We start from the raw sequence: 25,793 nt of genomic DNA, 5'->3' as shown, positions 1-25,793 counted from the left end.
TGCAAAACTGTGCGGTGTGTCGTCTGTGCGTAAAAGCTTTTGGACAGATAGCAGCTGGATCGACCTTCACATTGATTTGCTGATGGGATGGAGCAAGGGGGAAGCTTCTGGAAGAAGCGATGCAAGATGGTTGTCCGCGTTTTCTCCAAACGTGTGGTTTATCGACAGACTCCGAATATGCCCGGAGTGTGCGGGCGCGCTCTATCACAGCATATGGTACCAGTGGAAGGCACTCGACTGTTGCCCGCTTCATGGATGCGCACTTGTCGAGACCTGCTGGCGTTGCGGACACGAATTTGGGATGTATGAGTTTGATAGAGCGATACTTCGCTTGCCATATGAGTGCGTGCACTGCAGTGCTTCACTCACTCCCGGAAATTTGCCATCTGTACGTGCTCATGTGGAACTGAGGAAGTCAACAGACCTCGGTCGGATTTTTGCATCGTGCCTCAAACGTCACAAGAGGGCCGTACACCGCATGATTCCGCTCGGTCCGTTTGCTGAACTTGTAAATAAGCGTGCGATCGACCAATGGTGGGGAACATCGGAGATGATTTTTCAGATTGCCCGATCATTGAGCGCGGATGAACAAGACGGAATCATGCCAAAGCCGAAACTGTCGTGGCTATTATGGGCGGACGAGAATAACGCCTCGGCGTCCGTTGCCGATGGTTCCACGAACCGGTATCCGAATCGCCATCTGGAGGAAGCGGACCTCATATATATGGAGACGCTCTCGGATCTCAAGTTATGGCTGACAGGAGCCTACGGGCACATGGTTCCAGATGAGCCGTATCCGTCGCTGATTGGCGAGGACGGCTTGCTGTTGCGCGATGCGGCTCCTCCGGCCGTAATGGCATACATGTTGTTGCGTGGGGCATGGGAGGGCGACAAGCCCAAGGGGTTACACTCACCAATCGGCAACGCTCGTGTTGTCCGCTGGAGGTCCGCTTCAGCCCGAATCTGGCCCACAACTCTGTCCGGGCGAGGTTGGGAGGCCGTTTTCCTTAGTACGTTTGCTGCGTTCTACTGGAGATTGAACGGCACCCGGCCCAAATATGCAGACTTTTCCGCGGAGGCGGGGTTCGACACATATTTTCAGTATCAGGTCTCGCCTGTGCTGCGCATCTCTGCAACCGTTTTTCCGGAAGTTGAGGGTCTCCCACTTCGTCACTTCGATCCGCCTCGTCTGCGGCTAAGAGACGCCCTGGTACTCTTGCGGAACGCGAACCGTCATAACAGGAAGTTAGAGACGGATTTCCGTGCCTTGCTTAACCCTGGCTTCGATGAGTATGGGGGCGGGCGAATATAGCCTGAGGGCAACTCAAGCGGTGCGAAGTTCACTCTGTTGCGTGCCGGCGATCCTTGCGGCGGGGTGGAAACACCGGGTGCTTCACGAGTGGAACGGCAGGATGTCCGGAATCTCAGTCACGTAGCATCCTGGTTTGGTCCCGCCATCGACAAGGACCTGTCCGCGTGGCGATACGATGGTGCTACCTCCATAATCATGATTGGCAGAAAATACTCCCTCACGGACGGCGAACCGGGCCACCATCCTGTAAGCGTTCAACCGATGTGACGATCGGAGATCCATCGGCCCCGAATCGGCTTCGACTCGCGCCTCCCGGTGAGAGGCCGATACCATCAGTATCTGCGCGTCCTCCAGTCGGAACATCTGCAAATGGTCGTCTGCTAAAAGTAGCCCCTCATCCGGCGCAACATCCTGGAACACGCCGGCCCTCACGGACTCCGTGGCGACGTAGCATGGCCGCCAGTCGTTGATCATCCTGGCCTTGGATGAAGTTACGGGGCTTGTATAAAGCCTGCCGTCGTATGCAGCATGGACGGCGCACGAGACTTCACGTCCAATGTACGTCCTGATCCCAAAACCGATGAGGGCGTGCTTCCTCCTGCTCAATTCCTTGAAATACGAAGCGATTTGTGTGGAAGTATCTGTTTCAGCCTCACGGGCACATGCAATCGACGGGGTGGGTAAAACCAGCACATCGAATTCTGCGCGGCAAACGGCCTGCTCGACGAGCGCTATGAAAGCTGAAGGATCGTCGGAGAACCAATGGAACTCGGGCTGTAGTACTGCGAGGAGCATGGGAATCTCCAGGGCCGCCATACCGGGCGACGCTAGCCGCTTACGATGTCGTACTTCTCAAGTCCGGCAATCTCAGAGCGAACAACGTGGCCCAGCTCACGAACTTCTTGCGGCGTCAGGCCAACTGCGTACGCATAGTAGAGGACACTGAGGGGATGAACGCCTATGGCTCGCGCGATTTCGTCGAGCTTGTCTAGCGTAGGCGTCTGCTTTCCAAGCTCGAGCGCACTTAGATATGTCCTGCTGGATACGCCGAGACCGTCTTGAGAAACGCCGCGCATTTTGCGAGCAGCTCTCAATCCGCGTGCCAGGCCAAGACGAATCGACATCAGTCATGTAGGTAAATTTTGAAGATGTCACTGTCGTCGGACGCACACGATTGCGCTACAATTGATAATGTGCAAAATGTAACGAACGATCCCTTGCGGACCATACATCACCCGAACCACAGGGCTGGATCTCGCAAGCCCCTGCGCTTTGGGCAATGACGCCGATGACTTCAGCCCATTGATTTTTCTCGAAAAGATGCTGTTTACAAAATCTCCCTGGGAGACGCCGTATCGGATCAGACATGACCCGTTTAACCGTTGGCGCCTCGCCGGCATCAATCACGTAGCCACGACGTTCCTGATTCGGGCTGCTGAGGTGCGCCCCGATGATCCTGACGGCTATTCCTTTATCGTCGCGGATCCATCAATTCTTGTTTCGGTTCTCGAAGGATACGGAGACGCCAAGCCTCGTTTGTTGGCGATCGATTGGGAAACGTTGGTTCCTGTTTCGAGCGTGTGGTCGTACACGTATGCTGAAGATGGCCGGAATTATCTTGCCTATAGGGATGCACACGGTCGTCTGCGAGCCTGCGAACCTCAGCAACCCGATCCTGTTGAAGCTCGTAGCAAGATGCTTGTTTGGGCGCATGCAGATTCGGACGCGGCGTGCCTGTCTTGACTCAAAAACTTATGGATAAGCGTAGACGGCCAATCTTCCAGATATCTCTGTACGAATATCTGCTTATGTGATGTCGGGCGGCGGGGCGCTCCTTTAGTGGACTGTCCGCGCCGTCTCCATGCGCGAATCGGCGCACCGCCGCTTTTCGGCGCCGACTACGCGACTCGGTACATCGGCTAACAAGAACATGTTGAACCCCACTCAAATCGTGCAGTTCCTGATGGACTTCGCGCCACGATCGCAGCCGCTTGGTCTGCGCTACTTCGCGGCACTTGGAATTGACGCGCAGCAGGTGAGCGAACTCGTGCAAGAGGGATGGTTGCGACGGTTGTCCGAGGATGCTTATCTACTACGCGGCGACCAGCCGGGCGTCGATGGAACGATTGCCTATTTGCGGGCGTTTATCCCAAATCTCCACGTTGGGGGAAGAACGGCGCTAGAGTGGCACCGGATGATGCATCATCTTCGTTTCCGCGACCGGATTGATTTGTGGGGACGCGGCTATTGCAACATCCCTTCCTGGGCGGTGGATAGGCTTGCCTGTTCCTACTATTCCCACTCCTTGTTCGACACGGGGATGAACGAAGGCTACGGGTTGAAGCCGCTTGCGTGGCGCCATCCACAGGTGCTGGTTTCGGTTCCAGAACGCGCAATCCTCGAATACGTCAGTGTCTCACTGGAGCTGGTCCTGATAGAAGACGTGCGAGACCTTATCGGCAGCCTGAGGAACATTCGGCTGAACGTTCTGCAGGAGCTGGTAGATTGCTGTCCCCGCAGGGACGTAGTGTGGGGGCTGAAGTTTCTCGCGGAGGATGAGGGCGTGGATTGGGCTCAGCAGTTGCGCGCCTGAAAAGACCTTGGTGTGACGACGTCGATTCCCTCACAGATGTGACGTAAATGATCGCCTCTTCCATTCCTGAGAACTCGTCTGACGCTGATCTAAGCCGCTTGGCTCAGATGGTCATGTCGTTATTCGATCACTGGAATCTGCCCAGCGAAGATCAGGCATTCCTGCTTGGCTTGGCGCCGGGAAACCGGGCTGCCTTGGGCCGTTACCGGGAAGGCGCCCGCATCGGTACGACGCGAGAGGAGTACGTACGTGTCGGGCATCTTCTCGGTATTCACAGGAGCCTTCGTCTGCTGTTCCCACGCAACCGAGACGTGGCGTACAGCTGGATGAAGATGTGCAATCGCGCCTTCGGCGGCATGACGCCTGTTGATGCGATCAAGGAGTACGGGTTCGCCGGATTACTGATGGTGCGCGCATATCTGGATTGCGTTGAGAAATCGCGAATTGGTGCAATCAATAAAAATTTATTGAGGCCATGCAGCGTTTTCCAGTAGGCGCTAGCTTTAGCGCACCTAGCTTCTGCATTTGAGAAGGCTCACGATTGCGTCCGCAACCCGAACTTGCGGACGCAATCCATGACCGAGAATGACCTGACCTTTTTGCCCTTGCGGGTGACACGCGTTGGTATCGGTCGCAAGCGCAGTTTCGACCCGGCAGACAAGCAGCGACTGGTGGCGTGCCTCCGACATATCTACAGCTGTAGTACTAAGGATGTACTACGCAGGCTAGATTGTGGGGGCTCGGCAATCGCTCTAGGCTGGGCTAGTCGTACCCGCCGGCTCCCTGCGACGTCAAACGGACGACTGCTTTATGTTGGCCCCGGTGCCCGTGGGGCTGTGCTGGGTCAAGACTGGGTCGACAAGAAACAAGTTTCCTAGCAAGCCAAGCACCGCGCCGAACATCACGTAGAACACCGGCGCGATGGGCGATCCAGTCGTGTGAATCAGCCAGGTGACAATGAGTTGCGCGAAGCCTCCAAACACCATTACCGCGATGTTGTACGCGACCGCCATTCCGGTCGAGCGAACTCCGGAGGGGAACTGTTCCGCCAGGGCAGACGAAAAAGGGCCAAAGAACGCACCAAGCAGGCTGCAAAGCACGACCTGCATTACGATCAGGTTGGAAAGGCTAGGATTGGCGTTGACCCAGTGGAACAGGGGGTACAGCAACACCAGGTAGAGCGCCATCGAGCCTGTCAAGATCGGCTTGCGGCCGATACGGTCGGATGCCGCACCGAACAGCGGCACCGTTAGTGCGAGACATGAGACGCCGACCACTTGCGCCAGGAATGCGGCATCAAGTGGCAAATGCAATTGCTTGGTGGCAAAGGTCGGCATGTACACCAGCACGACATAGAAGGACACTGTGGCGCAGATGGTAAGGCACATGCTTACCAGGACGCCACGTCGATGCTCTCTAAACACGGAGCCGAGCGTTTGTTGGCTCTTTGTATCTTTCTGCGCCTCGATGAAGGCCTCGGTTTCCTCCAAATGTCGGCGAATCCACAAACCTACGGGGCCAATCACGAGTCCACCCAAAAATGGGATGCGCCAACCCCACGCCTCCACCGCCTCGGGAGACAGCCCCTTCGTGACCAAGGCTCCTACCAACGCACCACCAAGAACCGCTAAGGCCTGACCAAACATCTGCCAGGAACCGTACAGCCCACGGCGATCAGCGGGAGCTGATTCGACCAGAAACGCAGTTGAACTGGCAAACTCTCCGCCTGTAGCGAAGCCTTGCAGCATTCTGGCCAGCACAATGATCAGTGGGGCTCCGATTCCAATTGCCGCATAGGTCGGTGTGAACGCAATCATCGCAATCGACACGGTCATCAGACCGATAATCAATTGCAGCGCGGCTTTGCGTCCCTTCCTATCCGCGTACATGCCGATCAATATTCCCCCAACGGGGCGCATGAAGAAGCCAACACCGAACGTCGCTGTGGTAAGTAGCAAGGAACCGTATTCGCTATCTGTTGGAAAGAATAGCTTCGAGATGACAATGGTCAGGAATCCGTAGACGATGAAGTCGTACCACTCCAAAGCGTTGCCGATGATCGCTGCGATCACCTGGCGCGGAGGGAGTGCGCCAGCTTGCGAGCGTTGTGAATTTTGCATCATAGTCTCCAAGAACAGGATTCGGCCCTCTTGTGTTATCGGGGCAGTAGGCGGGGAACGTCGAGTTACTGCAGTAAGCCTAGCTCGACAGAAGTGCCCGCTCGGCTAACCGCGCCAATAGAGCGCCTCCGATCGGGATGAGTTCATCGTTGAAGTCGAAGTGCGGGTTGTGCAAGCCAACATCGCTACCATTTCCCAAATGGATGTATGCCCCCGGACGCTGTTGCAGCATGAAGGCGAAATCTTCGCCGCCGAGGCTGGGGCGCGGGTGTGCGATGACCTTGTCTGTGCCGAGGAGTTCAGCAGCGACCGAATTCGCGAATCGCGCTTCTTCCGCCGAATTGATCGTGGCCGGAAACACTCGTTCGTACTCAAGCGTGGCAGTAGCACCAAAGCTTTCCGCAATGCTCTGCACGACCACCTGCAGACGTCGCTCTATGAGGTCCTGAACTTCGGGGCGCAGCGAACGGGCAGTGCCGACAATTACAACCTCCTCGGGAATCACCGCGAAGCCGCGTTCCAGATCACCGCCTTGAACCGCACAAAGGCTGATCGCCGCGGCTTCCAGTGGATCGATATTGCGGCTGACGATGCTGTGAGTAGCCACAATCACATGCCCAGCCACCAACACCGGGTCTACTGTGCGATGTGGAGCCACTCCACCGTGCCCACCGTGCCCACGAATCCGTATGCGGATCCGGTCCGTTGCGGCCATTGCCGGCCCACTTGGAATGGACACGGTGCCCAACGGCAAACCTGGCCAGTTATGGAGCGCATAGACTCGCTCTGCTGGAAAGCGCTCGAACAGCCCGTCCTCAACCATCGCGCGACCACCGCCACAGCCCTCTTCACCAGGTTGAAAGATCAGATAAACCGTGCCGTCGAATTCGCGTGTCTGTTGCAGATAGCTTGCCGCGGCAAGCAGCATGGTGATATGGCCATCGTGCCCGCAAGCATGCATGCGGCCACTACAACGTGATTGGTGCGCAAGTCCGGTGAGTTCCTGCAGCGGCAACGCGTCCATGTCCGCACGCAGCCCTACAGAGCGCCCATGGCAATTACTGCGCCCCTCGATCACACCGACTACGCCAGTACGACCTATGCCGACATGATGGGGAATCTCCAACCTCGAGAGCTCCTCGGCAATGAGGTTCGCTGTGCGGTGTTCCTCAAAGCCGAGTTCGGGATGTGCATGTATGTCGCGTCGAATCGCACGCAACGCCTCCATCGCGTCCAAGATCTGTTTCGTCGGGGGCATCGTTTGTCATCATCTGTAGAGGGCCTCTCCTCGCGAAGAGCGATATGCGCGCCGCACTGAGAGTCGCAGGTCCAGCAGCGCCGACCTTGCATCGGATCTCATTATTGCGGATTGACGAACAGGGGAATAAATACTACTTTCTGATCCCATCCATCACTTCTATGTATGGCCATGGAACTACGCCACCTGAGATATTTTGTAGCGGTCACTGAGCACGGGAGTATCAGTCAGGCAGCGCGTGGCGTACATATCGCGCAACCTGCCCTCACGAAGCAGATCCGCGACTTGGAGGAGGAACTGGGGTTTACGTTATTTGAAAGACGCTCGCGTGGGATTCAACTGACCCCCGCGGGGCAGCAATTCCTGACCGACGCTACTCGGATTCTGAATGAGGTGGCTTTGGCTAAAGAGCGTGCGCGACGCGTAAGCAACGGTCAGATTGGCTCGCTGTCAATCGCGATTACCGTACTACATGCTCTCCTTCCCATTTTTTCGCAGATCATGCGGGCGTTTCGCAGGAGTCTGCCTAGCGTGTCGATTTCCCTGCGACAACTGCTGTCCGGCCCGCAACTCGAGGAAATTCGCTCGGGGAGGCTTGATGCCGGTTTTCTATTCTTCCGGCCCGCAGGCGACGAGGCGCTTGCCGGTTTCACGATTCACCGGGAGCCACTTGTGCTCGCGGTACCCCACGATTCGGACTGGGCTGCGAAGCCTCCTGAGCGGCTACAGGAGCTGTGTGACGCGGATTTCCTTTGGTTCCCACGAAAGGCGTCCCCCGATTATCACGATCAGTTGATTCACTGCTTTCGGAAGGCTGGCTTCACCCCTCGCGTCACACAGGAGGGAGAGGACAATAGCGCACTCCTGAGTCTGGTGGCCGCAGGACTGGGCTGCACGATCCTGCCTGCTACGGCCAGCATAAATGCGCCTGACAGCGTGGTCTTCCTGAAGGTCAAAGACCTTGATATCAAGTTGCCACTGGAGTTGGTTTGGCGCTCGGACAATAGTTCGCCAGCATTGCAACGTTTCGTTGAGGTCGTGCAGGCCTGTGTGTCACCCGACCAATAACATAGACCGCAGCGCACGTGCTCCAGCTGCAGGCACGGAACGAGTGTGGGCGTCTTAGCCGTTGGTAATGCGCGGAGCCGAGGTCAAGCTGATGTCTGCCTGCCTAGTTGCCGATCAAATAAAGGTATTGCGGACCCTCACGCCGAGTGGTGCAGGGCTCAGTCGTGTTAAACCTGTAGCAGAGCCGTAAAGTTCTGTGACATAGTTGCCGCCGTCGTATGCGATTGATATCGGAAGAGTCTCTACCTGCCGCGGCAGGCAGAGCGCCGAAGGAGCAACCGCCCCGGAAACTCTCAGGCTAAAGGACCGGCATCGCTTTTACACTCTGAAGAACCTCGGCGCATACGTCCGCCGATGGTACCGAAGGAGCAAGCTGCGCGCCCTTGCCGTGCGTGGCGAATCTCTCAGGTCGAGGATAGAGGGCAGCGTCCGCTTTGCACATGGTGTGTTTGCATCGGATTGCCATTTTCCCCCGACGTCCCGGAAGACCTTCTCATCAGATCCATTGCGGTGATTGGCAGCGGCATCACCGGCATTACAACGGTCTACGCCTTGGCCAAACGTGGTTTCTCGGTCACGCTCTTCGAGCGGCACCGCTATGCGGCCATGGAAACATCGTTCGCGAATGGAGGACGTAAGCGTCATTTCGTGGCCGCATGGACAGAGCTGAAGCCGGTGTCCAAAGTGATGTCCGTTACTTCAAGTGGTGGGGACTACTTTGGACACAAGCAATGCGCGGCCATCGAACCGCAAGGGCCGACCGAACTACACCCCAGAGTACCGACGGCAAGTTGCCGTTGCGGCGTGCGAGCCGGGTATTTCAGTGGCCAAGCTCGCGCAGGCGCACGGACTGAATCCGAATATGGTGTTCAAGTGGCGCCGGCAACTGCGGGCGGGCCTGTTTGAAGGCGTGGCGCACAGCACAGCGGTGTTGCTGCCCGTAGCGCTACCTGATGCACCGACCGGCGAGACCGCAGAACCGGCGTCGCTCGCTCTACAGCCTGTCGAGCCACATCGCGAGAGCGTACCGGCAGCGTCGGGCATCGAGATCGAACTGAACGGTGCCCGTGTACGCGTCACTGGCATGGTCGACCCCGTGCAGCTGCGCCTCGTGCTGCGCTGCCTGATGCCAGCATGATTGCGCCGCCAGGCGGTACCCGCGTATGGCTGGCAGCGGGCGTTACCGATATGCGCCGTGGCATGGATGGACTTGCCGCGCTGGTGCAGTCAGCACTCGGACGTGATCCCTTCTCGGGGCACATCTTCCTGTTTCGTGGGCGTCGCGGTGACCTCATCAAGATTTTATGGTGGAGCGGCGACGGCATGAACCTGTACGCGAAACGACTCGAACGTGGACGCTTCGTGTGGCCGCAGGCGGACTCGGGAACAGTCCATCTGTCAGCCGCCCAACTGTCGATGCTGCTCGAGGGGATTGACTGGCGGCATCCAGAGCGGACTTGGCAGCCGACGCACGCGGCGTAACGCCGGGTGCGTGAACCCACAAGCGCGTGGGCTTCATTTACACTGGCATGCATGCCAGCCAGCCATCTGCCCGATGACATCGCCGCTCTCAAGCGCATCGTTGCCTCGCGCGACGAGACCATCGCGCAGTTGCTGGCCGAGATCTCGCGACTGAAGCGATGGCAGTATGGCCGTTCATCGGAGCGCATGACCGAACTGATGGACCAACTGCAGCTCGCGCTCGGTGAGCTTCCCGTTCCTGAATCGACCATGGCCGCAACGTCGAAGGAGCCCGATGCTGATACCGCTGCTGATACGTCAGCTACAACGAACGTCGTTCCGCTACGCCGCAAGTCACGGGACTTCCCTGCCCATCTTCCTCGCGAAACGGTTGTGCATGCGCCGTCAAACTGCGGATGCCCGGAATGCGGCAAACAGATGCGTGCGCTCGGCGAAGACGTCTCGGAGGTGCTCGACTATGTGCCCGGCTACTTCAAGGTACTGCGTCACGTACGTCCGAAGCTGAGCTGCCCGCGCTGTGCCGCAGTAGTACAGGAGCCGGCACCTTCGCGGCCGATAGCACGCTCGATGGCGGGTGCGGGGCTGCTCGCACAGGTCGTCGTCGCGAAGTACGCTGACCATATGCCGCTATACCGGCAGGCCGGCATCTATCGCCGCGCGGGCATCGAACTGGACCGGGCAACACTGGCTTCGTGGGTGCGTGAAGCGGCGGCGCTGCTGCAACCCCTGTCCGACGCACTCGGTGGTTACGTGCGCGCCGCAGATAAGATCCATACCGACGACACGCCCGTGCCGGTGCTGGAGCCGGGCCGTGGCAAGACACGCACGGCGCGCCTGTGGACCTATGTGCGGGATGACCGCCCGGCAGGCAGCCGCGCGCCACCAGCAGTCTGGTACAGGTACTCACCCGACCGCAAAGGTGAGCGACCTCAGGAACATCTGGCGGGCTACACGGGAATCCTGCAGGCGGATGCCTTCAGCGGGTACGACGCCCTGTATCGTGACGGCACGGTCATCGAGGCCGGATGCTGGGCGCATGCGCGCCGAAAGTTCTACGACCTGTACAAGCTGGACAGCTCACCGATTGCCGAAGAAGCACTGCGCCGCATTGGGGCGCTGTATGCCGTTGAGCGCGAGGTTCGCGGCCAGACGCCGGACGTGCGCCTGTCTGCGCGTCAGCTGCGCTCGGCCCCATTGCTCGCTGAACTGAAGGTCTGGTTCGAACACACGCTGTCACAGGTATCGGCGAAGTCGGGGCTGGCAAAGGCGATCAGATACTCGCTGGGGCACTGGCACGCGCTCACACGCTATTGCGAAGACGGGCGCGTCGAGGCGGACAACAATACGGCGGAGCGCGCGATCAGGCCGCTGGTTCTCGGCAGGCGCAATTATCTGTTCGCAGGCTCCGACGGCGGTGGCCAAAGTGCGGCGGTGATCTATAGCCTGATCGGTACGGCGCGCCTGAACGGCATCGAGCCGTTTGCCTACCTGCGCACGGTGTTTGAGCGCATTGCCGATCATCCCATCAACCGCATCGACGAGTTGCTGCCGTGGCGCCTGATGCCGGCTGCACACATCGAGCAGCAAGCTGCCTGACAATCAATCCGATGGCCCAGCCCCGCAAACCTGCCGTGCGCCTGATCAAGGCGCCAGTGCCCGATTACGTACTGCGCGTTGAGCTGAAGTACATCAAGCCGGCGATCTGGCGACGAATCATCGTTCCCGGCTCGATCCGGCTGGGCAAGCTGCATGTCGTGCTGCAACTGGCCATGGGATGGGAAGGCGGGCACCTGCACGAGTTCGTCTTCGGCGAAACCAACTATGGTGAACCTGATGACTTCGGATTCCAGAGCGATTCACCGATGCTCAATGAAGCACGGGTCACGCTGGCGAAGGCGCTGGGCGGGCTGAAGTCATTCACCTACATCTACGACTACGGCGACAACTGGCAGCATCGGATCAAAGTCGAGAAGGCGCTGGTGCCTGATCCAGACATGCGCCGGCCGCTGTGCCTGGACGGGCAGAATGCGTGTCCACCAGAAGACGTTGGTGGAGTGCCAGGATATGCCGACTTCCTCGAAGCGATCACCAATCCGACGCACGAGGAGCACGACCACTTCCTCGAGTGGTGTGGCGGCAGCTTCGATCCCGCCGCCTTCGATCTCGTGCTCGCGAATCAGCTGCTCTCAGAGGTCAAATTCTGATCGTCAAGACGGCCTCAGATTGACGCTTACTGGAGGACAGCTTTCAGCATCGAACGCCGAAGTTTGGATGCATTGGTCCATGCCGATAAAAGGCATGAAGTGGATGCGGCGCAATGATTCACCGTTGCTCGTGAACCCTCCCCCACATGGCACAAGCTAAGCTGGTTCGTCGAATTCATCGCATCGATTCCGCGCTATCGACGCAACAGCGTGGAGATGGCTCGGCTTACATACCGGTGTTGTACCGAAGGCACTTCGCTTTGAATCCTACCGTGCATCGTATTCCGCTCGAGCTGCGCTGACTTGCTTCCAGTTCTGAGCCACCCAGTCCACCAATCCTTGCATGGCCTCCACTAGGCTTCGGCTAAGCGCTGTCAGCTCGTATTCGACGCGAGGAGGAATTTCTGCGAACACCTCTCGCGCGATCAATCCATCTCGCTCCAAATGCGTTAATGTCAAGGTCAGCATTCGTTGCGATATCCCTGGTATTGCGCGATCCAGTTGAGAAAAGCGAGCGCGACCGCCAAGTTTCGCTAAAGACAGAATAAGAAATATGCTCCATTTATCACCGACTCGAGTGAGTAACTCGCGAACCGCGATTGGATCCTCGTGGCCGCAGACCAGCGCCGAATCTAGTGGCTGTTTAGCCTTACCCATGCGTACATCCATGTAAGTTACTGATCTCAATGTGCCGTATTGGTGGCAATTGATCTCGCTGTTAAAGTTTATCGATCGAGCCTCGATCGCTCTCATCTACCAGTGCAAACTATGACCCAGATACTCATCGTTGAATCCAGTCCTCGAGAAGCTGATTCCGCCAGCCGCCAATTGACCGATAGATTGCGGCGGAGACTGGAGCAGCAATATCCCACGGCCAACGTGATTGTGCGCGATCTCGCAAAGGCGCCCCCACTCTACCTGGACGCCGTCACGCTCAAAGCCATATCCAGCAAGGATACAATGGAAGCCGCGGCGCTCAAGGACGCTGCGGATGTATCCGATCGGCTCGTCGACGAAGTCATGACGTCGGATATCCTGATCATCTCCTCTCCAATGTGGAACTTCGGGATCCCGGCTTCCTTGAAGGCCTGGATCGATCATGTTGTGCGAGCCGGCAAGACGTTCAACTACGCGGGTGCTGGCGTGGAGGGGCTAGCGACAGGCAAGAGGGCATTCTTGCTGCTCGCGTCGGGCGGTGTTTTCAGCGAGGGACCCTGGAAGCCTTGGGATTTTGTAGAACCGTACCTTCGGCAAATTCTTGGCTTCATCGGGATCTCGGATGTCCAAACTGTTCGTGCGGAAGGCATGAATATTCCAGCGCTTGCTCCAGATGCTGTCGCGAACGGCGAGCGAGTCATCGAAGCGCTTGCACTATGAGGGGAAAGCATGCTTGATCACATGATCCTGACCGTCAGCGATATCGAGCGTTCGCTGGCTTTCTACGAAGCTGCCTTGAAGCCAATAGGGATTAGGTTCTTCCTGCCATACAAAGGTGAGAACGGACATCCTGACCTGTGGGGCTTCGGCGATGGTGAGAAGGCTTTCTTCTGGCTAAAGCAGGGGAATCCGAATCCCGACGCTATTCACTGGGGCTTTGTGGCGCATAGCACCGCCAAGGTCGACGAATTCCACGACGCCGCAATCACCGCCGGTGCACGAGAGAACATTCCGCCTCGCGCACGGCTTGAATACTATCCTGGGTACTACGCGGCTGATGTATTAGATCCGGACGGATACTCGTTCGAAGTTGTACACAAGAGCTAGGGTATTGGCGTTCGGCGAATTTCGGGGCGCCACGCCAGCTCAGGCTTGTTCTCAGGCTGAAGACCTCCTGCCAGCGATCGCTCGCAGGAGATCTACGCCTTTGCAGGCGGGCGTATAGCCATACATAAATCCGATCGGCGGTATCGCAAAAGAGTATTTCTTCCCTTGTTCTTCGTTGCGCAAGAATGTGGCCTCGCACATCCATGCGGACACGCCAATAGCCACGATGTCCTCCCTTCGCACCCGTATTCTGCTCATCTCCTCGGCTACCGTGATCGGTGCCTTGGGGCTGTCTGGCGCCGCCACGTATTTGATCGTGCGAAACAGCACGATGCAGACTATCGACCACAACCTCGCCGCCATCGCCAGCGGCAACACACTCGCCATCGACAAGTGGGTTGCCGCCAAGGCAAGGGCCGTGAAGACCACAGCTGAAGTAGTCGAGCACGGCGACACGCGCGGGCTGGTCAAGTACATGGGCGACGCCAACGGCTTTCCTATCGTCAGCGTCGGCTGGACTGACAAGAAGTTCTTCTCGACCAGTAACACACCCAAAGACTACGACCCAACGGTGCGCCCTTGGTACAAGCAGGCCATCGCCGCGGGCAAGCTGATCGTCACCAAGCCGTATGGCGATGTGGCGACCGGCGTGCAGTACGTCGCGTTTGCCGCACCGATTGTGCGCAATGGTGCGGCCACTGGCGTGGTGAGCGGCGCCGTGCCGCTCGATGGCGTGCGCGAGGTGGTGTCCGCCGTGCACCCAACGCCCTCGAGCTTGGCCTTCGTTGTCGCAAGAGACGGCCAAGTGATCGCCCACCCCGATGCCAAGCTGATGCTCAAGCCGGTGACCGAAATGGCCGCATCGCTGGATGCCGATGCGCTAGCGTCGCTCGCCAGGGCTTCTATCCCACTGGAAGTTGAACTGGCCGGCGCACCGAAGTTGCTCAAGGCGCAAGCCGTGGTCGGTACCGACTGGTACCTGGTGATTGCTCTAGACAAGGTCGAGGCCACCGCAGGTTTGCGCAACGTGGTGCGCGCCCTGGGCGTGGCCATGGTGCTGCTGACGCTGGCTGCTGTGGGTATCGCCGCGTTCTTCACGTCGCAGTCGTTCCGCCGCCTCTCGCAGGTGCGTGATGCGATGGACACCATCGGCGCCGGCGGAGGTGATCTCACACATCGCCTTCCCGTGATCGGCAACGACGAGGTGGCACAGATCTCCGCGTCGTTCAACACCTTCATTGACAAGATAGGCGAGGTGCTGCTGGAAGTGCGTGCCAACGTCGACAACATGAAGTCGGCTACCGGCGAGATCGAGATGGGCAACCGTGATCTGTCCAATCGCACCGAGGTGTCGGCCAGCAACTTGCAGGAAACCTCCGCGGCGCTCTCTGAGCTGACCACCAGCGTGAAGAATTCCGCCGATGCAGCTGTGCTGGCCACGCGCTTGGCTGGTGACGCCAGCGATGCGGCCACGCGCGGCGGCAAGGTCGTCTCCAGCGCAGTGAGCACAATGGACGAGATCGCCAAGTCCTCGGCGCGTATCACCGAGATCATCGGCGCGATCGACAGCATCGCCTTCCAGACCAACATCCTGGCGCTAAATGCGGCCGTGGAAGCCGCCCGCGCAGGCGAGAGCGGTCGAGGCTTTGCCGTGGTAGCTGGCGCTGTGCGAACGCTCGCACAACGCAGCGCCGCCGCCGCACGCGAGATCAACGATCTGATCCGGGCATCGGAAGCCAGCGTAAAGACCGGTGCGCAGCGCGTGCAGGCCGCCGGCGCAATGATGCAGGGTATCGTGGCCGGCATCGAGCGCGTCGCACGCATCATCGGCGAGATCGAAGACGCCATGCACGAGCAGAGCGCCGGCATCAGCCAAATCGACCGCAGTGTCGCCGAAATGGACCGAGCCACGCAACAGAACGCAGCGCTGGTGGAGCAGTCAGCCGCCGCGTCGTCGATGCTCAATGAGCAGGCGCACGGCCTGGCGCACACGGTGGGGCTGTTCAAGCTGCGCGCCGGCTAATTCCATATCAGGTTGGTCGCCGAGTCCTTGGAACGTCCCCGAAGCCGTGTGCCGATGTACCGGTGTGCGACATGATCGACCGACTCGGCTGCGTCCGACCACCCCAGAGATGGACTCTACGGTGTGCAGTGGGCCGGCCGTCGACCCGACAAAGCGCGAGATCGTGACCGGTATCGTCAGGACCGACGGCAGTATCGCCGAGATGGACTAGACCATGCAGCAGAGGTGGTAACCATTGTGATGAGGGTGGGGCAGGGTCGACAAGACCCCAAGGTCAACGTTTTCGTCTTTCTCGCCTCCCGCGAGCTCCAGACCGTCCATTCTTGCTCTGCTCACGTTCTCGTAGAAAACACTGGCTACGAGGATTCCGTGCGAGTGACCGAAGAGTGGTTTCGAGAAACCTTCGAGGTAATTGCGGCGTGCGTTATAGGCGCCGGGGTACTTCACGTCGTACGAGGCCGGTTTACCAGCGACACGACACTGGTAGCGCATGGGTTTTATGACGCGTTGGCCATTTTCCATAACCATGACTAGCGCATAGTGCCCCAGGAAAATACGAGAATCTCGCGCTATGAGCTCGGTCCGCTGGATATCAGCCAACTTGCCCCGGGGTCAACGCAATTTGGTCGGTGGCGATTCGCTTACTTTCGGTTGCCGCCTTTGTGACCTTCTTCTGAAGTGCGCTCTCTGCATCCGCGAGTCGGGCACGTTGCTTGAACAGGTCTCGCTCAAGCTTCGTCACCCGCTCTGCGCTGAATTTGTCGATGAGGGCCTTAATCTCGAATTCATCGGCCGATTGAGGCTGGCGACGCAGACGCGGTATAAGGCGGAGCTGCGGAAGTAGCTAAATAGATTCGCTACCTAAAGGATTCAGCTTCATACGTGCAAAACCCGCTCTGCTGACTCAAGCGTATTGACAAGCAGCATCGTAATCGTCATCGGACCAACGCCTCCCGGGACTGGTGTCACGTATTCGGCCACTTCGCTGACCGACGCGAAGTTGACGTCTCCACACAGCTTGCCTTCGTCGTTCCTGTTCATGCCGACATCAATCACAGTCGAGCCAGGCTTGAGCATGTCGCCAGTCAAGATATTACGTTTGCCAACAGCTGCAACAACAATGTCTGCCGACCGGGTGTGGTATGCGAGGTCCGCCGTCTTACTGTGGCACACCGTCACGGTTGCCCCGGCCTCCAGCAGCAACAGCGCCATCGGCTTTCCGACGATATTGGAGCGACCGATGACCACTGCATGCCGTCCCGAGACCGGAATGTCGTAGGCCTCGAGCATTTTCATGACGCCATACGGGGTACATGGACGGAATTGAGGCTGTCCAGTCATCAGCGCACCGGCGTTCGCCACATGGAAACCGTCAACGTCCTTTTCAGCAGCGATGGCTTCAATCACCTTGTGGCTGTTGATATGGCGCGGTAACGGTAACTGCACCAGAATGCCGTGGATTTTCGGGTCCACGTTCAACTGATGAATGCGCTCGAGCAATTCGGCTTCGGTCACAGTCGCGGGCATCCGGTCGAGTGTCGAAAACAGTCCGTATTGCTCGCAGGCTTTCACCTTGTTGCGAACGTACACAGCACTGGCTGCGTCGTCGCCCACCAATACAACGGCTAGCCCGGGCGTCGTACCCTTTGCCGCAAGAGCGGCTGCGCGCCTTGCAACTTCTTCCCGCAACCGCTGCGACACCACAACGCCGTCGATAGTCTTCGCTTGATTCATGTCCAGTTCCTCACACGCGATCGCCCGTGACCGCACGGGTCCAATTCGTCCTCACGCGCATAATGGACATTTCTGTACATTAGGTCAAGCAGGATAAATAGTGGCCGATACATGCTGAAGTTTGGGCGACATTTGCCCATGCTTCAGGAGACGTCGGTAGACGCTCAGATGGGAACTCAGAAGAGTGGCAGGGCGGTGGTGCTCTTGATTTCGTCGAGGCATACGGTCGAGTTCACTGCGCTGACACCGGGGATGCGCATCAGAGTGTCAAGAAGAAAGCTGGACAGTGACTTCAGGTCTCTCTCCACGACTTTAAGCATGTAGTCGATTTCACCGGTTACCGAAAAGCATTCCAGCACCTGCGGCAGGTCTCCAACAAGTTTGATGAACTTGCTGAGGTCGCGGATGTGACCGCGCTCCATCGTGACCTGTATGAACGCTACGACACCCAGCCCCAGGCTCGCTGGGTCGAGCCGGGTTTCGTAGCGCCTGATTAGTCCGATTTCTTCCAGACGTCGATGACGTCTGAGCGTTTGCGCCGGTGACAGCTTGATGGTTTCGGCGAGTTCGAGGTTGGTCGCTCGCCCGTTCTCCTGGAGCGCAGCCAGCAGCCTCATATCGATGCGGTCGAGTTGCAGGGCGGCCATTCGGATACCTCGTAAACGAAATATAAATGTGAAAATTCGGGTTTTCAGGGTGGAACAATGAAATCTTATTTCATGGCAGAGATTCTAAACTTGTTTGCATCAAGCGCGCATTGTGTCGTGAATTGATAGGCAGCGACGCGGTGCAAGGACATGCGCCTAAACGAAATTGGATTTCGTGCAAACCCGAAGCCCTTTCCACTTTGCAGAAGAGTATCGTCATGGCAGACTTGTTTGAAAACCCGATGAACCTCTGTGGCTTCGAATTCGTCGAGTTTGCGTCCCCCCAGCCGAACGTCCTCGAGCCGCTGTTCGAGTGCATGGGCTTCACCCTTGTGGCTCGTCACCGTTCGAAAGACGTAGTCCTGTATCGCCAGGGCGATATCAACTTCATCGTCGACCGCGAACCGAAGAGTCGGGCAGCTTACTTTGCAGCCGAACATGGTCCCAGCGCATGCGGCATGGGCTTCCGGGTCAAAGACTCACATCAAGCCTATGCCCGTGCACTGGAACTCGGAGCCGAGCCAATTGAAATTGCCACGGGTCCGATGGAGCTGAAGCTGCCCGCAATCAAGGGTATTGCCGGCGCGCCCATCTATCTGATTGACCGGTACGAAGATGGCAAGTCGATCTATGACATCGATTTCGAGTACGTTGAGGGTGTGGACCGCCATCCCGTCGGACACGGACTGAAGCTCATCGACCATCTGACGCACAACGTCTATCGCGGCCGCATGGCGCACTGGGCGAAGTTTTACGAGAACCTATTCAACTTCCGCGAAATCCGCTACTTCGACATCTCGGGTGAATACACGGGCTTGACGTCCCGCGCGATGACAGCACCTGATGGCAAAATTCGCATTCCGTTGAACGAGGAGTCCGCTAAAGGTGGCGGCCAGATTGAAGAGTTCCTGATGGCCTTCAACGGAGAAGGAATTCAGCATATTGCGCTTCTCACTGACGACATTCTTGCCGTCATCGACACGCTGAGGGCATCGGGCGTGCCGCTCATGTCGGCGCCGAATAAATATTACTACGAGGCACTCGACACACGCGTGCCGGACCACGGACAGCCGGTCGCGGAACTGGAGGCTCGAGGCATTCTGCTCGATGGCAAGGTCGAAGAGGGCAGGCCCCGTCTTCTCCTGCAGATTTTCTCGAAAACTGTACTCGGACCCGTATTCTTCGAATTCATCCAGCGCAAGGGCGATGATGGATTCGGCGAAGGTAACTTCAAGGCGCTGTTCCAATCCATCGAGCGCGACCAGATCGACCGGGGCGCGCTGAAGGTTTAAGGCTCGATGCATGAACATTGTTGTCGGCGAGCTTTCGATTGTTTGCAGGCGGCTCTTTCTGCGCAACTGGCGGTGTACCGACACCGCCAGTTGCGCAGAATGGTTACTGGTTAACGTCGAGATTTATGTCCGTTACGAAGACTCGGATTCCTGCGGCGACGATTTTGCGAAAGTCGTTGACTACAACGTGATGCGCGATTCTTTACTTGAGGCGGGCAACCCCTCAGCGTCTACCTTTATCGACCGCGCTCTATGCGCGCTGCTCCGCGCTCCGATTGTTCTTGCTTCTATTGAAGTGGTGAATTCGAGGTCTGGTACGGCCGTAAGCGAAAGTCGGCCCGGCGACGCGAGAACACTGCAATGAAACCGCACCATCGCGCTGATACCCGGCGCGAAACGCAGGTTGTTGACCACTCTTTAGGAAACGACGATGTTTTCACACGTTCTACCTTTTGCTGGCGACCCTATCCTGGGTTTGATGGAGACGTATGCGCTCGACCCTCGCTCCGGGAAGGTCAACCTTGGCGTCGGCATTTACTACGACAACGAAGGCAACATTCCCGTACTTCGCTCTGTCCGAGCCTCCGCTGAACGGGTATTTTCTGCGAATGCACCTACGTCGTACCTACCAATTGAAGGCGACGTTGGTTATCGCTCTCAGGTTGCGGGATTGCTGTTCGGACCTCAGGTTGAATCCCTACGGGACTCCCTGGCAATAGTCCAGTCCGTCGGTGGGAGCGGAGCACTCAAGGTAGGCGCCGACTTTCTAAGACAGCACTTTCCGGAAAGCTCCGTGTTCGTGAGCGACCCAACCTGGGATAACCACATCGGCATCTTCGATGGCGCGGGATTCAAGGTCGGGCGATATCGCTACTATGACGCGAATACCAAGGGACTCGACTTCGAAGCAATGCTGGCGGACCTGCGACGCCTGAAGCCGCAAGACATCGTTCTGCTGCATCCGTGCTGTCATAACCCGACAGGCGTTGACCCGAGCCGTCCGCAATGGAACCAGATTCTCGACGTTATCGACGAGCGTAATCTCATACCCTTCGTAGATATGGCCTATCAGGGCTTCGCTGAGGGACTTGAGAGCGATGCGTACGTCGTGCGCGAGCTCGCGCGACGGCGACGTAACTTTTTGGTCAGCAGCTCGTTCTCAAAGATTTTCTCACTGTATGGTGAGCGAGCGGGTGCCCTGACCGTGCATTGCGCCGACTCTGCTCAAACGGCTAACGTACTCGGGCAATTGAAGTTCACGATTCGACGAAACTATTCGTCGCCGCCGACCCACGGAATGCGGCTGATTGCCACTGTTCTGACGGATGACACGTTGCAAAGACAATGGCTTGATGAGTTGGAAGCGATGCGCGCTCGAATCATTGATATGCGCCGAAAGCTGCATACAGCTCTGTCGGTTGCCGTCCCGGCACGGAACTTCGACCATATCGTGAAGCAACGGGGAATGTTCGCCTACACCGGACTCAGCACGCAGGAGGTTGCGGCGCTGAAGTCAGACTTTGGCGTGTACGCAGCTGGGACAGGGCGGATTTGCGTCGCGGGGCTCAATGAAAATAACGTCGAGTACGTAGCTGACGCCTTCGCAAAGGTTGTGCGCTGACAGTCCGCCGCCGCTTTTTTGACGCAGGCTCAGCGTTAAAGCTTGATGCCGCTGAGCACCTCCAGGTAGCGAGGGGCGACGCGCTTGCGGACTGCGTCGCTTTCCTTGATGCCGGTGAGGTAATAGCCGAGCTGGTGGAAGTAGAGAATTTTCGCGCGTATAAGGCTATCGGGCTTTGAATGTCCCATAGCCTGAAAGATCTTCTGCAGGTGAGCGATACGTTGCCGGTCGATGCGGGCAACCTCTTTCGCTACGGCCGCGTCCTTCCGGGCCCATTCTCGCATCGCCATGTCGAACTCCGACGAGAACTGGCGTTCATCAATGAAAAGCATCATCAGTTGTCGAAGCCGGAGTTTTGCTAATTCTTCGCGCCCCTTGGGGTCCGACTCGTGTGGCTCGACCAGCGACCGCAGGACACGGTCGTTCACTTCTGTCCAATATTCGATGAGCGCGTCGAGCAGATCCTGGCGGTTCTTGAAGTGCCAGTAGAAGCTGCTGCGGCTGATTTCAAGCATGGACGCCAGTGGCTCGACCTTGACCGCATCGACTCCTTGTTCGATGAGTATGGACCGCGCAGCGTCGAGCCACACCTCCCGGTCAACGACCGGTCGTGCCGCCTTTGTCATCCTCTTCGTTGCCTTTTCGCCAATCATTTCCCGCGGCATCGGTGCCCAATCTGAGTTTCATCGCCGGAAAGCATAGCACTGTCGCTGCGCCTGCTGATTCCCGGAAATAAACACGCACAGCAGGCCTCGCGTTACCGCTTGCGCACTTTCAACTCATGCGGCATGTTCCGCGAATTCCTCGGCCGCGTCCATCAACCACTTCACAATGAACTCTGTGTAGGCGACGTCAAAGTAGAGAACGTACTCGCTGACATTACGATGCACCAACATCGCAGGCAGCCCAGCAAATCGGGTCGTCACGACATGGCCCGCAGCAAAGCCGGACGGATGCATGTCAATCGAACAGCCCTTGGCAACCAAAGCAGGAGCATCTTCGGCAGCAACGAAGAAAGCGACGCGGCTATCCGAAACCACGGTCACCGTTGCGAATTCGCCAGCCAGCGCCTCTTCCAGCATCGACTTGCACTTTTCCTCGTTTTCGAGCGAACAGAAGCAGAGATACTCGTGCGGACCGGCCCATGCGAGCTTGACGTCACCACCCCCGGACACCCGCTCAGGGGCCGGCAGTTGAACGCCAAGTGTAGATGCTACGCCAGAACGAAACGCGCGGCTCTCAGAGCTGCCTTGGATCCGGATAATGCCTGAGAGCGGCAGTTCGGATACGTGTAATGACGGGAATCGGACCGGGAACAGGCTTTCGCTGAAAAAATTTGGAGATACGGTCGTACGTGCGATTAGCTTATCCATTGAGACGCTCTCCTTTTGGGTCAAAATGTGCCGTCGGAACAACACGAGCTGTCGTCATCTTGCCTTTTGCATAGATGTTCACGACTTCGCCAATGCGGGAAGCGCCGTTGCGCAGGATGCCCAATCCGATTGCCTTGTTCAGCATCGGGCTCATGCAGGCAGAGGTGACGTAGCCATGCGAGGCGGCAGGAATTTTCGCGCTCGCGTCGTCGACGAAATGCCCACCTACCGTCAGTGCCACTTTCGGGTCAACAGATTCCAGTCCGACGAATTCAAGTCGACCGGCTTCTCTGTCTGCTGGACGCTGGAGAGACCGTCGACCGATAAAGTCATCGGCTTTTTTCTCAATCACCTTCGCCCAGCCGATGTCCAGCGGATTCGAGTTCCCATCGGTATCAGCGCCGACGTGCAGGTAGCCTTTTTCGGTGCGCATCACTTCGAGAGCTTCGATACCGTAGGGCGTGATATCAAACGGCTGCCCGGCTTTCGCGATATGGTCCCAAAGCGACTTCGCATAGCGACTGGCAATCGAGACTTCGAAGGTCACTTCGCCCGTAAAGCTTGCCCGCAGGATACGAACAGGAACGCCCGTGAGTTTGCCAGTACGGAAGTGCATGTGGGGGAAGCTCTCAGCCGAGAAGTCGATGTCTGATTCGAATTGCTGCAGTACCTGACGAGCTTTCGGCCCAGACAGCGTGACGTTTGCCCACTGTGTGGTGACGTTGTTGATGTGGACGCGAAGTTCCGGCCATTCACACTGAAGGTGTTCTTCCAACAGCAGGAATACCCGTGCCACAGCGCCGCTCGTCGCATGCACAAGGTAGTGGTCCTCCGCAAGGCGCACGACCACGCCGTCGTCGATAAGCACACCGTTGTCGTTGGTGAGCATCGCATAGCGCGCGAAACCGGGCTTCAAACTGGCGAGATTATTCACGTACACCCGGTTGAGGAAGGTTGCGGCGTCCGGACCTTTCACCTCAATCTTGCCAAGAGGCGAGCCGTCAAACATACCCACACCATTGCGAACGGCCAGTACCTCGCGGCGTGTTGCAGCGACGATATCTTCCTGCCCCTGTGGATAATAGTCCGGTCGGCGCCATCCGTAATCGCCGAAACGCGCTTGAGAGGCCGTGTGCGAGACCGCTGCATGGAGCGTTTGCCACGGGGCGTACAATTCACCCACTGTGTTGCCGGCGAACGCTCCAATGGTTACGGGCTGATAAGGCGGCCGAAAACGCGTAGTGCCCACCTTGGCGATAGGCTTACCACTCAGTTCTGCCATGATGGCCAGAATATTGAAGTTGCTCGACTTGCCTTGGTCCACGCTCATGCCACCCGTGGTGTAGCGTTTCACGTGTTCGACGGAGACGAAGTTTTCTCGCATCGCCAGTTCCACGTCGGATACCTTGACGTCGTACTGGAAGTCGAGCCATTGCTTGTCCGTACGCGCGCTTCGGGTGTACCAATACGGTTCAATCCGCAGTAATTCGCGGTCCGCGCTGTGTGTCTTCGGCATAGCCACTTTTGACGTGACCTTGGCTCCGAGTTTTTCCGCGGCGTTCTGCCCCGCATCAATACCCTCCTGGATGCATTCAGGCAGAGAAAACGCGCCGTTCGCCGCGCCGACGACCTGAACCTCCTGTGAACACGATTTGGGTACGAGACACGCCAGCCAGTCCCTGAATTCGAGTGACCCGCCCGCCTGGCTGTAGAGATGGATAGTCGGCGTCCAGCCGCTCGACATGGCCACGGTATCACACTCAACTACCGTAGTGTCCTCTGCAAGCCTGCCGCCGCCGAGATGACGCGACAGCTTCACCGCCTTGACCTTCCGGCTGCCCACGACGTCGCGAATGCTGTAGCCGACGTAGTGGCTGATGCCACGCTGTTTCATGTCGCGCGTCAGTTCATCCGCGACCTTGGATCGTGTATCAACGACCGTCAGTGACTGGACGCCCACCGTACGCAAGTCGATTGCGGTGCGATAAGCGTCGTCATTGTTCGTGGCAACGACGATACGCGAGCCAGGCACAACACCAAACCGGTTCACATACGTTCGCACTGCGGAAGCGAGCATGACGCCAGGGCGGTCGTTATTCGCGAACACAAGAGGGCGTTCGATGGCGCCCGTAGCCAGAATCACTGAACGCGAGCGGATACGCCATAGACGTTCGCGCAGCTTGCCACTCTGTCCCTTCGGTCCGAGGTGGTTGCGAACTCGCTCTGACGCAACCAGAAAGTTGTTCTCGTAATATCCGCTCACGTTCGTGCGCGGCATCAACTGCACGTTCGGCATTTGTGCGAGCGTGGCAACAGTCCTCTGTACCCACTCTACGCCAGGAACGCCGTCCAGCTTGAATCGCTCTCCCAGCAACGAGCCACCGAAATGCTCTCGGTCGTCCATGAGAATAACGCGCAGACCGGACTTGCCTGCGGCCAACGCAGCTGACAAGCCCGCGGGCCCACCGCCCGCAATCAGGACATCACAGTGGATGTTGCGCTTATGGTAGTTCTGGGCGTCCGGTTCCTTTGGCGCTTTGCCAAGTCCCGCGATAGGACGCACAAAGCGCTCATAGAAGTGCCAGTTTGGCCACATCATCGACTTGTAGTAAAACGATGCGGGCAGTACTTTGGCGAATCGGTCCATGATGCCAAGCACGTCGTGCTCTGCGTTCGGCCAGGCGTTCTGGCTCGATGCCCGTAGACCGTCGTATAACGGCACCATCGTCGAGCGGGCGTTCGGCTCGTCGAACTGGCCCGACTCAAGCTGCACAAGGCCGTTGGGTTCTTCGACGCCACTGGCCATGATGCCTCGGGGGCGATGCAGCTTGAAGCTGCGCCCAACGATGTCAACGCCGTTGGCGAGGAGAGCCGCCGCAAGACTATCGCCTTCCAGGCCCTCGTAGGATTTTCCGTCGAACGTGAACTGGACTTTACGACGTGGTTCGTTAGCTGGACGGCCGAACACGGGTACGCGGTCAAGCGGCTTCATGCAGGCCTCCTTCCTTAGGAGTGGCGGGTATGCCAGTGCGAGGAACTTCAGCAAACGTGAAAACACGCAGCAGTTCATGACTCACTGTGTCACGCTCGATGCCGAACCACTGCCGGCAGCCGAATGTATGGCGCCAGCGCTCAAGCGATCTGCCACGCGTGTTATCGCGCGTGAACATAAAATCAGCCCATTGCTGGTCCGACAGTTCCTGCGGCGCGGTCGGACGGACGCGTTCATACGGTCCGCCGTAAGTGAATTCGTCTTCGTCTCGCGTGCTGCAGCAAAACGGACATTGGATGCGTAACATGAT

At 57.9% G+C, this 25,793-nt stretch carries 26 protein-coding genes, 3 pseudogenes and 1 riboswitch; of the genes and pseudogenes, 17 read left to right on the top strand and 12 right to left on the bottom strand.

Going from position 1 to position 25,793, the window contains the following annotated elements:
- Positions 1 to 478 precede the first annotated feature (478 nt).
- On the top strand, positions 479 to 1,312 hold the full coding sequence (locus BUS12_RS09455) for a hypothetical protein (RefSeq protein ID WP_074295450.1): 834 nt from the start codon (positions 479 to 481) through the stop codon (positions 1,310 to 1,312).
- Between the two features lie 81 nt (positions 1,313 to 1,393).
- Here BUS12_RS09455 and BUS12_RS09450 read toward each other — a convergent pair whose 3' ends face one another.
- Both BUS12_RS09450 and BUS12_RS09445 read right to left on the bottom strand, forming a co-directional pair.
- Positions 1,394 to 2,107, bottom strand: a complete 714-nt coding sequence (locus BUS12_RS09450) for a hypothetical protein (RefSeq protein ID WP_074295449.1) — start codon at positions 2,105 to 2,107, stop codon at positions 1,394 to 1,396.
- A gap of 32 nt (positions 2,108 to 2,139) precedes the next feature.
- Positions 2,140 to 2,388, bottom strand: a complete 249-nt coding sequence (locus BUS12_RS09445) for a helix-turn-helix domain-containing protein (RefSeq protein ID WP_229011971.1) — start codon at positions 2,386 to 2,388, stop codon at positions 2,140 to 2,142.
- Between the two features lie 196 nt (positions 2,389 to 2,584).
- Between BUS12_RS09445 and BUS12_RS38105 the strand changes: the two genes are divergently transcribed.
- The 3 genes from BUS12_RS38105 to BUS12_RS09435 all read left to right on the top strand — a co-directional run bounded on the left by BUS12_RS38105 (position 2,585) and on the right by BUS12_RS09435 (position 4,399).
- Positions 2,585 to 3,055, top strand: a complete 471-nt coding sequence (locus tag BUS12_RS38105; protein WP_143788288.1) for a hypothetical protein — start codon at positions 2,585 to 2,587, stop codon at positions 3,053 to 3,055.
- Between the two features lie 187 nt (positions 3,056 to 3,242).
- A complete protein-coding gene (locus BUS12_RS09440) occupies positions 3,243 to 3,905 on the top strand; it encodes a type IV toxin-antitoxin system AbiEi family antitoxin domain-containing protein (RefSeq protein WP_253190045.1) in 663 nt (220 codons plus the stop codon).
- 47 nt (positions 3,906 to 3,952) lie between these two features.
- The gene (locus BUS12_RS09435; RefSeq protein WP_074295446.1) at positions 3,953 to 4,399 is read left to right on the top strand and encodes an MbcA/ParS/Xre antitoxin family protein; all 447 of its coding nucleotides are present in this window, start codon (positions 3,953 to 3,955) and stop codon (positions 4,397 to 4,399) included.
- 297 nt (positions 4,400 to 4,696) lie between these two features.
- On the opposite strand, the gene BUS12_RS09425 is transcribed toward BUS12_RS09435, so the two are convergent.
- Positions 4,697 to 6,028: a citrate-proton symporter gene (locus BUS12_RS09425; RefSeq protein ID WP_367117603.1), complete on the bottom strand. Its 1,332-nt coding sequence runs from the start codon at positions 6,026 to 6,028 to the stop codon at positions 4,697 to 4,699.
- 76 nt (positions 6,029 to 6,104) lie between these two features.
- The gene (locus tag BUS12_RS09420; RefSeq protein ID WP_253190131.1) at positions 6,105 to 7,253 is read right to left on the bottom strand and encodes a M20 aminoacylase family protein; all 1,149 of its coding nucleotides are present in this window, start codon (positions 7,251 to 7,253) and stop codon (positions 6,105 to 6,107) included.
- Positions 7,254 to 7,454: 201 nt separating this feature from the next.
- On the opposite strand from BUS12_RS09420, the gene BUS12_RS09415 reads away from it, so the two are divergent.
- The 7 genes and pseudogenes from BUS12_RS09415 to BUS12_RS39295 all read left to right on the top strand — a co-directional run.
- The gene (locus BUS12_RS09415) at positions 7,455 to 8,351 is read left to right on the top strand and encodes a LysR family transcriptional regulator (protein ID WP_074297306.1); all 897 of its coding nucleotides are present in this window, start codon (positions 7,455 to 7,457) and stop codon (positions 8,349 to 8,351) included.
- 221 nt (positions 8,352 to 8,572) lie between these two features.
- Positions 8,573 to 8,670: riboswitch (glycine riboswitch) on the top strand.
- Positions 8,671 to 8,846: 176 nt separating this feature from the next.
- Positions 8,847 to 9,035: pseudogene (locus BUS12_RS09410) on the top strand (FAD-dependent oxidoreductase); the annotation flags it as partial.
- A gap of 19 nt (positions 9,036 to 9,054) precedes the next feature.
- Positions 9,055 to 9,489, top strand: coding sequence for an IS66-like element accessory protein TnpA (tnpA, locus tag BUS12_RS09405; protein WP_083640314.1), 435 nt, complete (start codon positions 9,055 to 9,057; stop codon positions 9,487 to 9,489).
- Positions 9,486 to 9,833: an IS66 family insertion sequence element accessory protein TnpB gene (gene tnpB / locus BUS12_RS09400; RefSeq protein ID WP_074295443.1), complete on the top strand. Its 348-nt coding sequence runs from the start codon at positions 9,486 to 9,488 to the stop codon at positions 9,831 to 9,833. The genes tnpA and tnpB overlap by 4 nt, the downstream gene beginning before the upstream one ends.
- Positions 9,834 to 9,884: 51 nt before the next feature.
- Positions 9,885 to 11,429, top strand: coding sequence for an IS66 family transposase (gene tnpC, locus BUS12_RS09395; protein WP_074295442.1), 1,545 nt, complete (start codon positions 9,885 to 9,887; stop codon positions 11,427 to 11,429).
- Between the two features lie 11 nt (positions 11,430 to 11,440).
- Positions 11,441 to 12,037 carry a plasmid pRiA4b ORF-3 family protein gene (locus BUS12_RS09390; RefSeq protein WP_074295441.1) on the top strand — a complete coding sequence of 199 codons (597 nt, stop codon included), beginning with the start codon at positions 11,441 to 11,443 and terminating at the stop codon, positions 12,035 to 12,037.
- Between the two features lie 31 nt (positions 12,038 to 12,068).
- Positions 12,069 to 12,265, top strand: a pseudogene (locus BUS12_RS39295) (D-amino acid dehydrogenase); the annotation flags it as partial.
- Positions 12,266 to 12,304: 39 nt separating this feature from the next.
- Here the strand turns inward: BUS12_RS39295 and BUS12_RS09380 are convergent.
- Positions 12,305 to 12,694: a winged helix-turn-helix transcriptional regulator gene (locus tag BUS12_RS09380; protein ID WP_074295440.1), complete on the bottom strand. Its 390-nt coding sequence runs from the start codon at positions 12,692 to 12,694 to the stop codon at positions 12,305 to 12,307.
- Between the two features lie 111 nt (positions 12,695 to 12,805).
- Here BUS12_RS09380 and BUS12_RS09375 point away from each other — a divergent pair, with 111 nt between their 5' ends.
- The 3 genes from BUS12_RS09375 to BUS12_RS09365 all read left to right on the top strand — a co-directional run bounded on the left by BUS12_RS09375 (position 12,806) and on the right by BUS12_RS09365 (position 15,824).
- Entirely contained in the window at positions 12,806 to 13,414 is a 609-nt protein-coding gene (locus tag BUS12_RS09375) for an FMN-dependent NADH-azoreductase (protein ID WP_074295439.1), read from the top strand.
- Between the two features lie 9 nt (positions 13,415 to 13,423).
- Positions 13,424 to 13,801, top strand: a complete 378-nt coding sequence (locus tag BUS12_RS09370; RefSeq protein ID WP_074295438.1) for a VOC family protein — start codon at positions 13,424 to 13,426, stop codon at positions 13,799 to 13,801.
- A gap of 226 nt (positions 13,802 to 14,027) precedes the next feature.
- Positions 14,028 to 15,824: a methyl-accepting chemotaxis protein gene (locus BUS12_RS09365; protein ID WP_074295437.1), complete on the top strand. Its 1,797-nt coding sequence runs from the start codon at positions 14,028 to 14,030 to the stop codon at positions 15,822 to 15,824.
- Positions 15,825 to 16,094: 270 nt separating this feature from the next.
- Here BUS12_RS09365 and BUS12_RS39290 read toward each other — a convergent pair.
- The 3 genes and pseudogenes from BUS12_RS39290 to BUS12_RS09345 form a co-directional block, all read right to left on the bottom strand.
- Positions 16,095 to 16,629 (bottom strand): annotated as a pseudogene (locus tag BUS12_RS39290) (SOS response-associated peptidase family protein); the annotation flags it as partial.
- A gap of 71 nt (positions 16,630 to 16,700) precedes the next feature.
- Entirely contained in the window at positions 16,701 to 17,558 is an 858-nt protein-coding gene (gene folD, locus BUS12_RS09350) for a bifunctional methylenetetrahydrofolate dehydrogenase/methenyltetrahydrofolate cyclohydrolase FolD (RefSeq protein ID WP_074295434.1), read from the bottom strand.
- A 176-nt stretch (positions 17,559 to 17,734) separates the two neighbouring features.
- Positions 17,735 to 18,205, bottom strand: coding sequence for an Lrp/AsnC family transcriptional regulator (locus BUS12_RS09345; protein ID WP_074289583.1), 471 nt, complete (start codon positions 18,203 to 18,205; stop codon positions 17,735 to 17,737).
- 218 nt (positions 18,206 to 18,423) lie between these two features.
- On the opposite strand from BUS12_RS09345, the gene hppD reads away from it, so the two are divergent.
- The 3 genes from hppD to BUS12_RS09330 all read left to right on the top strand — a co-directional run bounded on the left by hppD (position 18,424) and on the right by BUS12_RS09330 (position 21,118).
- Positions 18,424 to 19,497, top strand: a complete 1,074-nt coding sequence (hppD, locus tag BUS12_RS09340) for a 4-hydroxyphenylpyruvate dioxygenase (RefSeq protein ID WP_074289584.1) — start codon at positions 18,424 to 18,426, stop codon at positions 19,495 to 19,497.
- Between the two features lie 10 nt (positions 19,498 to 19,507).
- Positions 19,508 to 19,861: a hypothetical protein gene (locus BUS12_RS09335; protein WP_074289585.1), complete on the top strand. Its 354-nt coding sequence runs from the start codon at positions 19,508 to 19,510 to the stop codon at positions 19,859 to 19,861.
- Positions 19,862 to 19,927: 66 nt separating this feature from the next.
- Positions 19,928 to 21,118: an amino acid aminotransferase gene (locus BUS12_RS09330; protein WP_074295433.1), complete on the top strand. Its 1,191-nt coding sequence runs from the start codon at positions 19,928 to 19,930 to the stop codon at positions 21,116 to 21,118.
- Positions 21,119 to 21,153: 35 nt separating this feature from the next.
- Here BUS12_RS09330 and BUS12_RS09325 read toward each other — a convergent pair whose 3' ends face one another.
- From BUS12_RS09325 to BUS12_RS09310, 4 genes are all read right to left on the bottom strand, one after another.
- Positions 21,154 to 21,771 (bottom strand): TetR/AcrR family transcriptional regulator, encoded by a 618-nt coding sequence (locus tag BUS12_RS09325; protein WP_171991622.1) that lies wholly within the window; start codon positions 21,769 to 21,771, stop codon positions 21,154 to 21,156.
- Between the two features lie 126 nt (positions 21,772 to 21,897).
- The gene (locus BUS12_RS09320; protein WP_074295431.1) at positions 21,898 to 22,491 is read right to left on the bottom strand and encodes a sarcosine oxidase subunit gamma; all 594 of its coding nucleotides are present in this window, start codon (positions 22,489 to 22,491) and stop codon (positions 21,898 to 21,900) included.
- On the bottom strand, positions 22,484 to 25,483 hold the full coding sequence (locus BUS12_RS09315; RefSeq protein WP_074295430.1) for a sarcosine oxidase subunit alpha family protein: 3,000 nt from the start codon (positions 25,481 to 25,483) through the stop codon (positions 22,484 to 22,486). The genes BUS12_RS09320 and BUS12_RS09315 overlap by 8 nt, the downstream gene beginning before the upstream one ends.
- Positions 25,470 to 25,790, bottom strand: coding sequence for a sarcosine oxidase subunit delta (locus BUS12_RS09310; RefSeq protein ID WP_074295429.1), 321 nt, complete (start codon positions 25,788 to 25,790; stop codon positions 25,470 to 25,472). Before BUS12_RS09310 ends, BUS12_RS09315 begins: the two co-directional genes overlap by 14 nt.
- Between the last annotated feature and the right edge of the window lie 3 nt (positions 25,791 to 25,793).

The sequence above is a fragment of the Paraburkholderia phenazinium genome (assembly GCF_900142845.1).
In the GTDB taxonomy this organism is placed as follows: Bacteria; Pseudomonadota; Gammaproteobacteria; order Burkholderiales; family Burkholderiaceae; genus Paraburkholderia; species Paraburkholderia phenazinium_A.
Note: the sequence above shows the minus strand (reverse complement) of the source record. Positions and strands in the feature narration are given on the sequence as shown.

Bases quoted from the DNA above. Each gene is read 5' to 3' on its own strand.
- BUS12_RS09455 (WP_074295450.1), top strand. From the start codon at position 479: ATGATTCCGCTCGGTCCGTTTGCTGAACTTGTAAATAAGCGTGCGATC.
- BUS12_RS09450 (WP_074295449.1), bottom strand. From the start codon at position 2,107: ATGCTCCTCGCAGTACTACAGCCCGAGTTCCATTGGTTCTCCGACGAT.
- BUS12_RS09445 (WP_229011971.1), bottom strand. From the start codon at position 2,388: ATGCGCGGCGTTTCTCAAGACGGTCTCGGCGTATCCAGCAGGACATAT.
- BUS12_RS09440 (WP_253190045.1), top strand. From the start codon at position 3,243: ATGTTGAACCCCACTCAAATCGTGCAGTTCCTGATGGACTTCGCGCCA.
- BUS12_RS09435 (WP_074295446.1), top strand. From the start codon at position 3,953: ATGATCGCCTCTTCCATTCCTGAGAACTCGTCTGACGCTGATCTAAGC.
- BUS12_RS09425 (WP_367117603.1), bottom strand. From the start codon at position 6,028: ATGATGCAAAATTCACAACGCTCGCAAGCTGGCGCACTCCCTCCGCGC.
- BUS12_RS09420 (WP_253190131.1), bottom strand. From the start codon at position 7,253: ATGGAGGCGTTGCGTGCGATTCGACGCGACATACATGCACATCCCGAA.
- BUS12_RS09415 (WP_074297306.1), top strand. From the start codon at position 7,455: ATGGAACTACGCCACCTGAGATATTTTGTAGCGGTCACTGAGCACGGG.
- tnpB (WP_074295443.1), top strand. From the start codon at position 9,486: ATGATTGCGCCGCCAGGCGGTACCCGCGTATGGCTGGCAGCGGGCGTT.
- tnpC (WP_074295442.1), top strand. From the start codon at position 9,885: ATGCCAGCCAGCCATCTGCCCGATGACATCGCCGCTCTCAAGCGCATC.
- BUS12_RS09390 (WP_074295441.1), top strand. From the start codon at position 11,441: ATGGCCCAGCCCCGCAAACCTGCCGTGCGCCTGATCAAGGCGCCAGTG.
- BUS12_RS09380 (WP_074295440.1), bottom strand. From the start codon at position 12,694: ATGGGTAAGGCTAAACAGCCACTAGATTCGGCGCTGGTCTGCGGCCAC.
- BUS12_RS09375 (WP_074295439.1), top strand. From the start codon at position 12,806: ATGACCCAGATACTCATCGTTGAATCCAGTCCTCGAGAAGCTGATTCC.
- BUS12_RS09370 (WP_074295438.1), top strand. From the start codon at position 13,424: ATGCTTGATCACATGATCCTGACCGTCAGCGATATCGAGCGTTCGCTG.
- BUS12_RS09365 (WP_074295437.1), top strand. From the start codon at position 14,028: ATGTCCTCCCTTCGCACCCGTATTCTGCTCATCTCCTCGGCTACCGTG.
- folD (WP_074295434.1), bottom strand. From the start codon at position 17,558: ATGAATCAAGCGAAGACTATCGACGGCGTTGTGGTGTCGCAGCGGTTG.
- BUS12_RS09345 (WP_074289583.1), bottom strand. From the start codon at position 18,205: ATGGCCGCCCTGCAACTCGACCGCATCGATATGAGGCTGCTGGCTGCG.
- hppD (WP_074289584.1), top strand. From the start codon at position 18,424: ATGGCAGACTTGTTTGAAAACCCGATGAACCTCTGTGGCTTCGAATTC.
- BUS12_RS09335 (WP_074289585.1), top strand. From the start codon at position 19,508: ATGAACATTGTTGTCGGCGAGCTTTCGATTGTTTGCAGGCGGCTCTTT.
- BUS12_RS09330 (WP_074295433.1), top strand. From the start codon at position 19,928: ATGTTTTCACACGTTCTACCTTTTGCTGGCGACCCTATCCTGGGTTTG.
- BUS12_RS09325 (WP_171991622.1), bottom strand. From the start codon at position 21,771: ATGATTGGCGAAAAGGCAACGAAGAGGATGACAAAGGCGGCACGACCG.
- BUS12_RS09320 (WP_074295431.1), bottom strand. From the start codon at position 22,491: ATGGATAAGCTAATCGCACGTACGACCGTATCTCCAAATTTTTTCAGC.
- BUS12_RS09315 (WP_074295430.1), bottom strand. From the start codon at position 25,483: ATGAAGCCGCTTGACCGCGTACCCGTGTTCGGCCGTCCAGCTAACGAA.
- BUS12_RS09310 (WP_074295429.1), bottom strand. From the start codon at position 25,790: ATGTTACGCATCCAATGTCCGTTTTGCTGCAGCACGCGAGACGAAGAC.